Origin of the sequence: Brooklawnia sp. (assembly GCF_049651565.1) — a bacterium.
Classification (GTDB): domain Bacteria; phylum Actinomycetota; class Actinomycetes; order Propionibacteriales; family Propionibacteriaceae; genus Brooklawnia.
The window spans coordinates 1-12,210 of the sequence record NZ_JBASCI010000083.1 but is presented as its reverse complement, the minus strand read 5'-3'; the positions used below and the strand labels follow the sequence as shown (position 1 = coordinate 12,210).

The 12,210-nt window shown below is 68.2% G+C and carries 8 protein-coding genes and 1 pseudogene; 2 read left to right on the top strand and 7 right to left on the bottom strand.

Features of this window, described 5'->3' with window-relative positions:
• Positions 1-523 (bottom strand): annotated as a pseudogene (locus WBL05_RS04010) (hypothetical protein); the annotation flags it as partial.
• Positions 520-891 carry a PH domain-containing protein gene (locus WBL05_RS04005; protein ID WP_424223902.1) on the bottom strand — a complete coding sequence of 124 codons (372 nt, stop codon included), beginning with the start codon at positions 889-891 and terminating at the stop codon, positions 520-522. The pseudogene WBL05_RS04010 and the gene WBL05_RS04005, both read right to left, overlap by 4 nt.
• A gap of 703 nt (positions 892-1,594) precedes the next feature.
• On the opposite strand from WBL05_RS04005, the gene WBL05_RS04000 reads away from it, so the two are divergent.
• Entirely contained in the window at positions 1,595-3,199 is a 1,605-nt protein-coding gene (locus tag WBL05_RS04000) for an acyl CoA:acetate/3-ketoacid CoA transferase (protein WP_424223900.1), read from the top strand.
• Between the two features lie 256 nt (positions 3,200-3,455).
• Here WBL05_RS04000 and narI read toward each other — a convergent pair whose 3' ends face one another.
• Genes narI through WBL05_RS03975 form a run of 5 tightly spaced genes read right to left on the bottom strand, consistent with a single transcriptional unit; the run spans position 3,456 to position 11,579 of the window.
• Complete coding sequence (narI, locus tag WBL05_RS03995) at positions 3,456-4,259, bottom strand: respiratory nitrate reductase subunit gamma (RefSeq protein WP_424223898.1); 804 nt, start codon at positions 4,257-4,259, stop codon at positions 3,456-3,458.
• Positions 4,256-4,975 (bottom strand): nitrate reductase molybdenum cofactor assembly chaperone, encoded by a 720-nt coding sequence (gene narJ, locus WBL05_RS03990; protein ID WP_424223896.1) that lies wholly within the window; start codon positions 4,973-4,975, stop codon positions 4,256-4,258. Before narJ ends, narI begins: the two co-directional genes overlap by 4 nt.
• Positions 4,972-6,507, bottom strand: coding sequence for a nitrate reductase subunit beta (gene narH / locus WBL05_RS03985; protein ID WP_424223894.1), 1,536 nt, complete (start codon positions 6,505-6,507; stop codon positions 4,972-4,974). Before narH ends, narJ begins: the two co-directional genes overlap by 4 nt.
• A complete protein-coding gene (locus WBL05_RS03980; protein WP_424223904.1) occupies positions 6,507-10,241 on the bottom strand; it encodes a nitrate reductase subunit alpha in 3,735 nt (1,244 codons plus the stop codon). Before WBL05_RS03980 ends, narH begins: the two co-directional genes overlap by 1 nt.
• 15 nt (positions 10,242-10,256) lie before the next feature.
• Positions 10,257-11,579: an MFS transporter gene (locus WBL05_RS03975; RefSeq protein ID WP_424223892.1), complete on the bottom strand. Its 1,323-nt coding sequence runs from the start codon at positions 11,577-11,579 to the stop codon at positions 10,257-10,259.
• 216 nt (positions 11,580-11,795) lie between these two features.
• Here WBL05_RS03975 and WBL05_RS03970 point away from each other — a divergent pair.
• Positions 11,796-12,210: glycosyltransferase (locus tag WBL05_RS03970; RefSeq protein ID WP_424223891.1), on the top strand; the 415-nt coding region annotated here is incomplete at its 3' end.

Here is a 12,210-nt window from a genome sequence, read left to right as displayed (position 1 = left end):
GCACCGAGCCCTGGCCGGCGTCCAGCAGCCTCGCCACGTCGACCCGGGTGGGCGGACGCAGCATCTCGGCGGGGTGGGCGCCCTTGCGGCCCGGTGCCAGCCATGGTCCTTCGAGGTGGATGCCCGCCAGCTCATCAGCCCGGACGAGCGGGACGAGCGCGCGGACCTGCCGCTCCAGTTCCGGCAAGGATTGGCTGACCAGGGACGCCACTGTCGAGGTGGTGCCGTGGGCCCGGTGCAGGTTGAGAGCCGTCCGGGGGTCGGTGCCGAAGGACGCGCCGCCGCCGCCGTGGCAGTGCACGTCCACCAGCCCTGGGCTGAGTACCTGGGCGCCGAGGTCGATCACCTCTGCGGACCCCGGGGTGCCCGCGTCCACGTCGTCAGGCGCGCCCGATTCGTCGGGCCGAAGCCGGATGATCACCCCATCCGCGACCTCGACGATGCCTGGCCCGCGGTCGGCGACGCCGTCGAACAGGTGCTGGGTGCGCAGCACCACGCCGGGCACCTGCCCGGGCTGGTTCACAGGGTTCCGAGGACGGCGTGGGCGATGAGCATGTCGAGGCGCCGGACGTCGACCTGGCGTCCCAGCCGCACCTTGATATGACCGGCCCGGGTCCACAATTCCATCTCGGCGTTCCAGTCCAGCGTTCCCGCGTTCTCCGACGACCACATGTTGATCGCCGAGTACGGCAGGGAGTAGACCTCGACCTTCTTGCCGGAGATGCCCTGGGCATCCCGGATGATCAGCCGCTTGTTGGTGAAGATCGCGCTGTCACGGAAGGTGCTGAAGGCGGCGACCGGCCGCTCGCCCGGCACCATCAGCTCGCCCACGTCGGGCGGCATCGGGATCTGGGCCTGGAGGGTCCATGCGGTGATCGGGGCGGTTTCCATCGTGATCTGCTCCTCACTTGTCGCGCGTCTGCGGGCGACATCGCCCAAAGACTAGGCCACCGCGCTGACAATTCCGTGCGACGCATCCCCGTGGGCGTCTGTTGGGCAGCGGATGCGCGGCGTCCGGGACTGATGGCCCAGGAGGGAGGAGAAATGTACGGGATCGGGGGCGGGGGCGGGCAGTGACCTGCTCCAAGTACGGAAAGTGCCCGCGATCGGGGGCGGTTCCGGGTCAGGGGCGTGCATGATCCAGCCCATGGACGGGAAAGTGTCCGCAATCCGGGCGACTCGGGGGCGGGGGCGGGCATGAACCTGCCCCAGGGACGGGAAAGTGCACGCGTTGGGCCTCGGGGGCGGGCATGATCGCCGCTTGGGGCGGGAGAGTGCACGCGATGGCGGTCTGGGGCTGGTGCGGCGTCCTCCCCCACCGGCTCCGTGCTCGCCCGGCCTCCCGACCCACGGCTCAGTCCTAACCCGGCGTCCTGACCCACGGCTCAATCCTGGCCCGGCGTGCTGACCCACGGCCCCGCGCCCGCGCGGCTCGGGTGGCGTCCGGGCTCATCGCTGACGGCAATCGGTTGCCGCGACGAGGCATTGGAAAGCGCTTTCAGCTAGTCTGTGACGCGAGCTGCCCGCACCGCAGACGGTTCCGCGGGTAGAGCTGGACCACTCGATCAACCGGACCACCGATCAAGGAGTCACCATGCGTCAACCGCCCGTCCTCACCGCCGAACAGGCCGCCGCCCTGATTCCCGACGGGGCCACCGTATCGGTATCGTCCTCGTCAGCAATCGGCCTGCCCGAGAAGGTGTTGGCCGCAATCGGCGAGCACTACCAGGCCACCGGCCATCCGAAGCAGATCACCTCGCTGCACTGCATCAACTCCGGCGACATGTCAGACGGGCTGGAGGGCTCCAACCACCTGGCCAAGCCGGGTCTGCTCAAGCGGATCATCGGCGGCTCCTACCCGGCCGGACCGTCGGCCATGCCCAAGCCGCCGGTGCGCCAGATGCTGGAGGACAACCAGATCGAGGCGTACATGATCCCGTCCGGGCTGATGTACCAGATGCACCGGGCGGCGGCGGCCAAACAGCCGGGCGTGCTCAGCGACGTCGGCATCGGCACCTACCTCGACCCTCGGGTGGAGGGCGGCCGAATGAACGACGTCAGCCCCGAACTGGTGCGGCTGATGGAGGTCGACGGTCAGGAGTGGCTCTTCCTGCCGGCCATCGACGTCGACGTGGCGATCATCCGCGCCAGCACCGCCGACCCGTACGGCAACCTGACCTACGAGGACGAGGCCACCGCCCTGGGGGCACTCGACATCGCCTATGCCGCGCACAACAACGGCGGCATCGTGATCGCGCAGGTGCGCCGGCTCAGCCAGACCAAGCACCCCGCCCGCGAGGTCGAGATCCCCGGCATCCTGGTGGACGCCGTCGTGGTCGACCCCGAGCAGCGGCAGGTCGCGGGCATCGTCTACGACCCGGCCATCGCCGGCGCCGAGCTCAAGTCGCTGGACGAGATCGACATGGTGGAGTTCGGGGTGCAGAAGGTGATCGCCCGTCGCGCGGCCATGGAACTGGCGCAGCACGACACCGCCAACCTCGGTTTCGGGGTCTCGGCCAACGTGCCGCGGATCATGCTCGAGGAGGGGCTGCACGGCGAGGTCACCTGGGTGATCGAGCAGGGCCCGGTAGGTGGCTTCCCGGTCACCGGCAAGCCGTTCGGCGCCGCCTACAACCCCGACGCGATCGTGCGCTCGTCCGACCAGTTCACCCTGCTGCAGGGCGGCGGCATCGACATCGCGCTGCTCAGCTTCATGGAGGTCAACGGTGACGGCGACGTCAATGTCTCGCTGATGCCGTCGGCCACCCACGTCACCGCCGGTGTCGGAGGATTCGCCGACATCACCGCGCACGCCCGGCACCTGGTCTTCTCGGGGCAGTTCACCGCCGGGCGCAAGGAGCTGAAGCTGGGTGACGGGCGGTTGGAGATCGTGCAGGACGGCAAGATCTCGAAGTTCGTGCCCGAGATCGCCCAGATCACCTGGTCGGGACGCGTCGGCAACGAGCGCGGCCAGAAGGTGCTGTACGTGACCGAGCGGTGCGTCCTCGAGCTCAGGGACGACGGCCCGACCGTGGTCGAGATCGCGCCGGGGGTCGACCTGCAGCGCGACGTCCTCGACAAGGCCGGCATCCCGCTGGCGGTTGCCGACGACCTGAAGCTGATGGACGCCCGGATCTTCACCGACGAGCCGATGGGATTGAAGCTCAAGGCTCCTCGGAGGCCACTGATCCAGGCCTGAGCGGTCGGGCGCCGGGGCCGGGCGGGGCTCGCCCTGTCCGCCCCTGGATCCCACCGCCCCGATCGCCATCGCCTTGACGCGGCGACGATCGCGTGCACTTTCCCGTCCCAGGCGGGGTTCATGGCCGCCCTCGAGGCTCAACGCGTGCACTTTCCCGTCCCAAGCGGCGATCATGCCCGAGCCGGGTCAGGACGGCGCACCGGCGCGGCCCAAGTCCTGGGCCGCACCGGAACGCCTCTGGCTACTTGCCTGTCCGCTACTTGTTCGCCTCGGCGTCCTGCGTCATGCCGAACTCCTCACGGGTGATCGGCTCCAGCGACACCGGGCCGACCAGCGGCTCCCAGCCACGGTTGGGACGCCGAACCGGGGCGCCTTCCTCGCGCGACCGGTAGACGATGTACGGCCGGGTCGGGTATGCCACCGGCGCCGAGAAGAAGTGGATCAGCCTGGTGTACGGCCACACCGCGAACAGCAGGAACGCCGCGATCACGTGCAGCTGGAACCAGATCGGCACGCCGGCCATCAGAGAGGTGTCGGGCCGGAACGTGAGCAGGCCACGCAGCCACGGCGAGATGGTCTCGCGGTAGTCGTAGCCGTGTTCGCCGCCCAGCACCTGGTGCAGGATCACCGCGATCATGCCGAGCACGATCGGCAGCGCCAGTAGCACGTACATGAACTTGTCGTTGCGGGTGGTGGCCTGGAAGACCCCACCCACGGTGCGGCGCCGGTAGATCAGCAGGATCAAGCCGATGGTTGCAGCAGTGCCGGCCAGCATCCCGCCGACCGTGGCGATCAGGTGGTAGATGGTCTGCCCGAGCCCTACCGCCTCGGTCCACGACTTCGGGATCAGCAGCCCCATTACATGCCCGACCCCGACCGCCAGGATGCCGAAGTGGAACAGCGGCGAGCCGATCCGCAGCATCCTGTTCTCGTGCAGTTCCGACGAGCGGGTCGTCCAGCCGAACTTGTCGACCCGCCAGCGCCAGACGGTGCCGACGATGAGCATCGTCAGGCAGATGTAGGGCAGGATCACCCACAGGAAAGTCTGCAGTGCGATCATCGTTCGTCCTTCCCAACAGCGGCCGCGGCCACTGCCTGCGGCTCCAGCGGGCCCATGGCGTCCAGACCGACCATCTCCATCGGCGGGCCACCGGCGATCAGATCCAGGACCCGCTTGCGGGTCGTCGCATTGACGCGCGGCAGCGTACAGATCACCGCCGCGACCACCTCGGCCCACGGGCTTTCGATGGACGTCAACGCCTCGCGCAACACCTCCAGACCCTCCCGGTGCGCCGACAGCAGCACGCCGGCCACCTTCGCGTCCCCGACGGCCGAGAACTCCAGCAGCACCGGCAGGTAGTCGGGCAACTCGTTGGCGTCCAGCTCGTAGCCGCAGGCCTTGTAGGCCGCCAGGAAGCTGACCAGCGCCATGCCGCGCTTGCGGGTGTCACCGGTCAGGAAGTACGACAGGTACAAGGTGCACTTGCGCTTCAGATCGAACGTGGTGACGTACTGCTGCGCCAGCGCGTCCGGCCCGGCCTGCTCGGCATGGTCGAGGAAACCGCGCAACCGGGTCGCGATCTGGCGCGGCAGATCGTCCAGCGCGCCAGCCACCACCGGGTACTTGGCAAGGTTCCCGGCGGTCGGGTACTCCAGCAGAATGGACGCCGCCATGTGAGTGAGCGCCCGCTGGCGGTCGGTGTGCGGCACCGGCACCAGCGGCGCCAGCTCGGTGCGGCCGCGGAAGCCACCCCGGCCGAACAGTGGGATGCTCATCCGGCTGACCCCCTGATCTGTTCGATGGGAAGGTTCCGGCCCGAGCTGGCCAGCCCTGGCCCGGCCATCCCCACCCCGCCCGGACCATCCAGCGGGCAACCCATCGGATCGAACGCCTCGATGCGGCGGGCGATCTCGCTGTGGGTCTGCGGGATCACGTAGCGTTCGCCGTAGTCGGCGATGGCTAGCAGGCGGTACATGTCCTGCACCTGCTGGCCGGTCATCCCGACCGCCTCGGCGATCTGCTCGTCGGGCTCATCGCCCAGATTGATGTCGCGCATGTAGCTGCGCATCGCCACCAGCCGGCGCAGGGCCTTCTCGACCGGCCGCGGGTCGCCGGCGGTGAACAGTTCGGCCATGTACTGCAGCGGGATCCGCATCGTCGACAACGCGGTGAACAGCACCTTGGCGTCCTCGGCGTCATTGCCGGTGCGGGCCACCTGGTCGACGATCGGCGACAGCGGCGGGATGTACCAGACCATCGGCAGCGTCCGGTACTCCGGGTGCAGCGGCAACGCGACCTCGTAGTGGCTGATCAGCGACCAGATCGGGGACGCCTGGGCCGCCACGATCCAGTCGTTCGGGATGCCGGCCCGCTGGGCGGCGGCCTGCACCTGCGGATCGAACGGGTCGAGGAAGCAGTCGCGCTGGGCAGCGTACAGGTCGTGCTCGTTCTCGGTGGCGGCCGCAGCCGACACCTTGTCGGCGTCGTAGAGGACGACGCCGATGTAGCGCAACCGGCCCACGCAGGTCTCCGAGCACACCGTGGGCAGTCCCTCCTCCAGCCGCGGGTAGCACAGCGTGCACTTCTCGGCCTTGCCGGTGGCGTGGTTGAAGTACATCTTCTTGTACGGGCAACCCGACACACACATCCGCCAGCCACGGCACTGGTCCTGGTCGACCAGCACGATGCCGTCCTCGACCCGCTTGTACATCGCCCCCGCCGGACAGGACGCCACGCACGACGGGTTCAGGCAGTGCTCGCAGATCCGCGGCAGGTAGAACATGAAGGTCTTCTCGTAGACCAGTTGCACCTGCTCGTTCATCTTCTTCAGCATCGGGTCGGCGATCGCGATCTCCTGCGAGCCGCCCAGGGCGTCGTCCCAGTTGGACGACCAGGTGATCTTGATGTCCTCGCCGGTGATCAACGACTTGGGACGCGCCACCGGCACGTGCGGCGAGTTCGCCGGCGCGTTGAGCAGCATGTCGTACTCGTAGGTCCACGGCTCGTAGTAGTCGGTGATGGTCGGCATGTTGGGGTTGGAGAAGATGGTCAGCAGCTTGCGCCACCGGCCGCCCGCCTTCAGCTGCAGCGTCCCATTGGGACGCCGTACCCAGCCACCCTTCCAGCGTTCCTGGTCCTCGTAGTGCTTGGGGTAGCCGATCCCCGGGCGGGTCTCGACGTTGTTGAACCAGACATACTCCAGCCCGGCACGGTTGGTCCACGCCTGCTTGCAGGTCACCGAACAGGTGTGGCAGCCAAGGCACTTGTCAAGGTTCATCACCATCGCTGTCTGCGCCATGATCCGCATCAGTACTGCACCTCCTGGCTGCGGCGACGGATCACCGTCACCTCGTCACGTTGGTTACCAGTGGGACCCACGTAGTTGAAGGCGTAGGCGTGTTGGGCATAACCGCCGATCAGGTGGGTTGGTTTCATCAGCACCCGGGTCAGCGAGTTGTGGATGCCGCCGCGCTTGCCCGACACCTCGCTGCGGGGCACGTCGACGGTGCGCTCGGTGGCGTGGTGCAGGAAGACGGTGCCCTCCGGCATCCGGTGCGACACCACCGCCCGCGCGACCACCACGCCGTTGCGGTTGTACGACTCGACCCAGTCGTTGTCCTTGACACCGATCTTGTCGGCGTCGGCCGGTGACATCCAGATGGCGGGGCCGCCGCGGCTCAGCGACAGCATGTAGAGGTTGTCGTTGTACTCCGAGTGGATCGACCACTTGTTGTGCGGTGTCAGGTACCGCACCCCGACCTCCACCGCGGCCGATTCGTGGCCGGTGGTGGTGGCGCCGATCCTCGCGTCCCCGAACAGTCGGTGCATGTCGAGCGGCGGCTTGTAGGTCGGCAGGTTCTCGCCCAGGTCGGACATCCAGTCGTGGTCGAGGTAGAAGTGCATCCGCCCGGTGAGGGTGTGCCAGGGCTTCTCCCGCTCGACGTTCACCACGAACGCCGAGTAGCGGCGGCCACCGGTCTCCGAGCCCGACCACTCCGGTGAGGTGATCACCGGCTGCGGTTGGCGCTCGGTGTCGGCGAAGGTGATCCGCCGGCCCTCGCTCTCGGCGGCCAGGTCGGCCAGCCGGGTGCCGGTGCGCTTCTCCAGGGTCTCGAAGCCCTGGGTGGCCAGCCGGCCGTTCGAGGTGCCCGACATCCGCAGGATCATCTCGGCGGCCTTCACGTCGGTGTCGATCAGCGGACGCCCCGCGCAGGCGCCGCTGCGGGCCACCCCGTGACGGGCACCCAGCTCGGCAACCTCGACGTCGGGGCGCAGCAGCAGGCCCTTGATCGGGGTGCCCAGCTTCTCCGGCAGCGGACCGATGGTGTCGAACTTCTCCCTGACCAGCGTGTAGTCGCGCTCGATCGGGATCAGCTTCGGCATCGTGACCCCCGGCACCATCGGGGTCTCCTCCAGCGGAAGCACCGAGCCGTGCGGCATGCCCATCGCGTCCGGGGTGTCGTGGTTCAGCGGCGCGGCGAGCAGGTCGGTGCGGGTGCCCAGGTGGGTGCGGGCGTACTGCGCGACCAGGCCGGCCAGGGTGCGGAAGACCTCGAAGTCGGTGCGGGTCTCCCAGGGCGGCGCGATCGCCGGGTTGAACGAGTGCAGGAACGGGTGCATGTCGGTGGACGAGATGTCGTGCTTCTCGTACCATGTTGCTGCGGGCAGCAGCAGGTCGGAGTGCAGCGTGGTCGAGGTCATCCGGAAGTCCATGGTCATGAACAGGTCGACCTTGCCGCGGGCGGCCTCGTCGCGCCAGACCATCGACTTCGGACGCCGCTCGGGCGGTGACTCCGCGCCCCGCACCGCGTCGGCCGACCCCAGCAGGTGCTTGTGGAAGTACTCCGCGCCCTTGGCCGACGAACCCAGCACGTTGGTCCGCCAGTTGGCGATCACCCGCGGGAAGTTCTCCGGGTTGTCCGGATCCTCGCAGGCGAACCGCAGCTGGCCGGACTTCAGTTGCTGCACCACGTACTCGGCCACCGGGACGCCGGCAGCCTTGGCGTCGTCGCAGATCTGCAACGAGCTGCGGTCGAACGTCGGGTAGGACGGCATCCAGCCGCGCTTGTTCGCCTCCATCAGCGTGTCGGCGGTGGTCCGGTTGCGCAACTTGTCGCCGGCCAACGGCGACAGCAGCACATCGGCGGGCATCCCGTCGTAGCGCCACTGGTCGGTGGCCAGGTACCAGTAGGACGCCGTGGTCATGTGCCGGGTGGGCCGCTGCCAGTCGAGCGCGAAGGCGTACTGCTGCCAGCCGGTGATCGGCCGCACCTTCTCCTGCCCGACGTAGTGCGCCCAGCCGCCGCCGTTGCGGCCCTGGCAGCCGCACATCATCACCAGCGCGATCATCGTGCGGTAGATGGTGTCGGAGTGGAAGTAGTGGTTGGTGCCGGCACCCATGATGATCATCGACCGGCCGCCGGAGTCGGCGGCGTTCTGGGCGAACTCCCGGGCGATCCGGGTGATCTGCGCGGCCGGGACACCGGTCTGCGACTCGGCCCAGGCCGGTGTGCCGACCGACTCGGCGTCCTCCTCGCCGAGCGGCCACTCACCCGGCAGCCCGTCCCGCTGCACCCCGTACTGGGCCAGCATCAGGTCGAACACTGTGGTGACCAGCCGGCCACCCAGCGGGTGCGCGGGCACCCCGCGCCGCAGGATGCCGGCCGCGCCGACGTGCGCGGCGTCCTCGTTGGCCGGGTCGGGGACCTGGTCGAACCGCGGCAGCAGCACCTCGGTCGGCAGGTGGTCGACCTCGGCCATGGTCAGCACCGGGTCGATGCCGTCGAGCTGCAGGTTCCACTTGCCCATGCCCTCGTCGCCGAAGCGGTGACCCAGCGACCCGTTGGGCACCCGGGGCTTGCCCTTGCTGTCCATCATCACGGTGCGGAAGGCGGCGTTCTCCTGGCCGGCGAACTCTTCGAAGTCGGCGGCGGTCAGGAACTTGCCCGGCACCAGCCCCTTGCGGCCATCCGGCGCGGTGGTCTCGGTCAGCTCGACCAGGTACGGGGCGTCGGTGTACCGGGTCATGTAGTCGAGGAAGTACGGGGTGCGCTGGGCGACGTGGAAGTCGCGCAGGATGACGTGTCCCATCGCCATCCCGAGTGCCCCGTCGGTGCCGGGATGGATCGCCAGCCACTCGTCGGCGAACTTGGTGTTGTCGGCGAAGTCGGGCGACACCGCAACCACCTTGCTGCCGCGGTAGCGCACCTCAGCCATGAAGTGGGCGTCTGGCGTCCTGGTGACCGGGACGTTGGAGCCCCACATCATCAGGTAACTGGAGTTGTACCAGTCCCCGGACTCGGGCACGTCGGTCTGGTCGCCGAAGACCTGCGGCGAGGCCATCGGCAGGTCGGCGTACCAGTCGTAGAACGACAGGATCGTGCCGCCCAGCAGCGAGTAGAACCGGGTGCCGGCGCCGTAGGAGACCTGGCTCATCGCCGGGATGACGGTGAACCCGGCCAGCCGGTCGGGGCCGTACCGCTTGATGGTGTACACGTGCGCTGCGGCGGCGATCCGGTAGGCGTCGTCCCAGCTGATCCGCACCAGCCCGCCCTTGCCGCGTTGCGACTTGTAGGCCTTCGCCTTGTCCGGGTCCTCGACGATGGACGCCCAGGCGTCTACCGGGTCGGGGTGCGTCGCCAGCGCCTCGCGCCACAGCCGCATCAGCACCGAGCGGGCGTACGGGTAGCGGATCCTGGTCGGGGAGTAGGTGTACCAGCTGAACGCCGCGCCGCGCGGGCAGCCGCGCGGCTCGTAGTCGGGCAGGTCGGGGCCGGTGTCGGGGTAGTCGGTCTGCTGGGCCTCCCAGGTGATGATGCCGTCCTTGACGTACACCTTCCACGAACACGACCCGGTGCAGTTCACCCCGTGGGTCGACCGGACGACCTTGTCGTGCGACCAGCGGTCGCGGTAGAAGACGTCGCCCTCGCGGCCGCCGGTCAGGAACAGCTGCCGGTTGTCCTCGGACGCCTTCCCCCTGCGCAGGAAGGTGCCCAGTCCCAGCAGGGCGTTTGCGTCGGTGGTGGACATATGTGCTCCTATCTGTGCGCCGACCGGTCAGCCCGGGTGCGGTGCGTTGGGCCGGGCGTACATGATCCAGGTGAGGATGGTGCAGAACGCGAAGTAGATGCCGCAGCCGATGAAGAAGGCCCGGTTGTCGAGGTTGGCCAGCGCGACGCCGACGAAGAATGGTCCGAAGGCTGCGATGGCCGCGGTGAAGCCGATGACCCCGCCGGCCTGCCTGGGCGGCATGATCATCGGCATCTGCTTGAAGGTGCCGGCGTTGCCGATGCCGGCGAAGAAGAACAGCGTGAACATGGCGGCCAGGAAGCCCTTGTAGTCGGTCATCTGGTCAGGGTTCAGGAAGACCGCCGCGACGAAGATCGAGATGGTCATCCCGATCCCGGAGACGAAGGTCCAGATCGCGCCGCCGAACCGGTCGCACAACGGCCCCCAGATCACCCGCACCGCCGAGGCGATCAGCGGTGGCAGGAAGGCGTAGGTGGCCCCGCGCACCACGTTGGGTTCGTTGGCGAACGGCGAGGTGATGCCGTAGGTGTTGTTGATCAGCAGGGCGAACTGGGCGGCGAACCCGGAGAACGCCCCGAACGTCATGGTGTAGATCAGCATCAGGAACCAGGTGTTCCGGTTGCCGAAGATGTCGATCTGCTGGCGGAAGTTCGCCTTGATCGGCACATCGCGCAGCAACAGCCAGGCGAGGATCGCCGCCAGCACCACCCAGGGCACCAGTACCAGACCGATGTTGTGCAGGAAGATCGGCCCCTCGACGGTCATCTGCGGGGTCAGCGCCGCAGTGCCGAACAGGCCGAAGCCCATCACCCAGGGGCCGAGGATCTGGATGATCGACATGCCGAAGTTGCCGATGCCGGCCTGGGTGCCGAGCGCGGTGCCCTGCTTGGCCATGGGGAAGAAGTAGCCGGTGGACGGCATGTAGCCGGAGAAGATACCGCCGCCGATGCCGCAGGCCAGCGACAGCAGCAGCAGCACCGAGTACGGGGTCGACGAGTCGCGCACCGCGAACGTCCAGCCCAACATCGGGATCAGCAACAGCAGCGAGGAGATGGTGATCAGCTTGCGGGTGCCGAGGATCGGCGGCAGGAACATCCAGATCAGCCGGAACACCCCGGCAGCCAGGCCCGGCATTGAGGTGAGCCAGTAGAGCTGCTCGCGGGTGAGGTCGAAACCCACCTTGTTCAGGTGCGGGGCGACGGTCGAGACGATGTACCAGGTGCAGAAGGCAAGGATCATCGAGTACGTGGTCACCCACAGCGTGAGCCACGCCCGCCTCGAATCCCAGGTCTCCGGGTTGTTCGGATTCCAGTTCGAGAGATCTGACTTCAGTTCGGAGCCGATAGCCATTTGTGTCTTCCCTGACATCTTGGGGTGCGTGCTCGACCATGAGCAGAGGTCCATCGTGCCGAATCGCGCCGACGATTACCAGAGAACCGGCCGAACCGCCCCGTGCGGATGGGGCATTGGCTGCCGGGGCAACACCTGCGGATTCGTGCCCCGAACCGCCCCCGTGCGGGGGGGCATATGGCTACCCGGCGTCGCCGGTCGTGATTGAGTTGGCAGATGACCAGCACGGCGCCGGACGACCCGATGATGCCAGTCCAACCCACTCCGTCGGACGGGCCGCCGCTGCAGGTGGTGATGGTCTCCATGCACACCTCACCGGTGGCGTCCCCGGGTTCGGCGGACGCCGGGGGCATGAACGTCTTCGAGGTCAACGCGGCCCGGGCGTTGGGCGCGCGCGGGCACCGGGTCGAGCTGCTCACCCGCCGGGACGCCCCCGAGCTGCCCGAGGTGGTCGAGGTGGCGCCCGGCGTCCGGCTGTTCAACCTGACCGCCGGCCCCGCCGAGTCGGTTGCCAAGAGCAAGCAGGAATCGCTGATCGAACCGTTCCGGCAAGCGTTGGCGCACTGGTGGCAGACCCACGGCACAGGGGTCGACGTGCTGCACTCCCAGCACTGGTTCTCCGGGGTAGCGG

Excerpts from the sequence above, each read along its gene's own strand:
- narH (WP_424223894.1), bottom strand. The coding sequence starts at position 6,507 with ATGCGGATCATGGCGCAGACAGCGATGGTGATGAACCTTGACAAGTGC.
- WBL05_RS04000 (WP_424223900.1), top strand. The coding sequence starts at position 1,595 with ATGCGTCAACCGCCCGTCCTCACCGCCGAACAGGCCGCCGCCCTGATT.
- WBL05_RS03975 (WP_424223892.1), bottom strand. The coding sequence starts at position 11,579 with ATGGCTATCGGCTCCGAACTGAAGTCAGATCTCTCGAACTGGAATCCG.
- WBL05_RS04005 (WP_424223902.1), bottom strand. The coding sequence starts at position 891 with ATGGAAACCGCCCCGATCACCGCATGGACCCTCCAGGCCCAGATCCCG.
- narI (WP_424223898.1), bottom strand. The coding sequence starts at position 4,259 with ATGATCGCACTGCAGACTTTCCTGTGGGTGATCCTGCCCTACATCTGC.
- narJ (WP_424223896.1), bottom strand. The coding sequence starts at position 4,975 with ATGAGCATCCCACTGTTCGGCCGGGGTGGCTTCCGCGGCCGCACCGAG.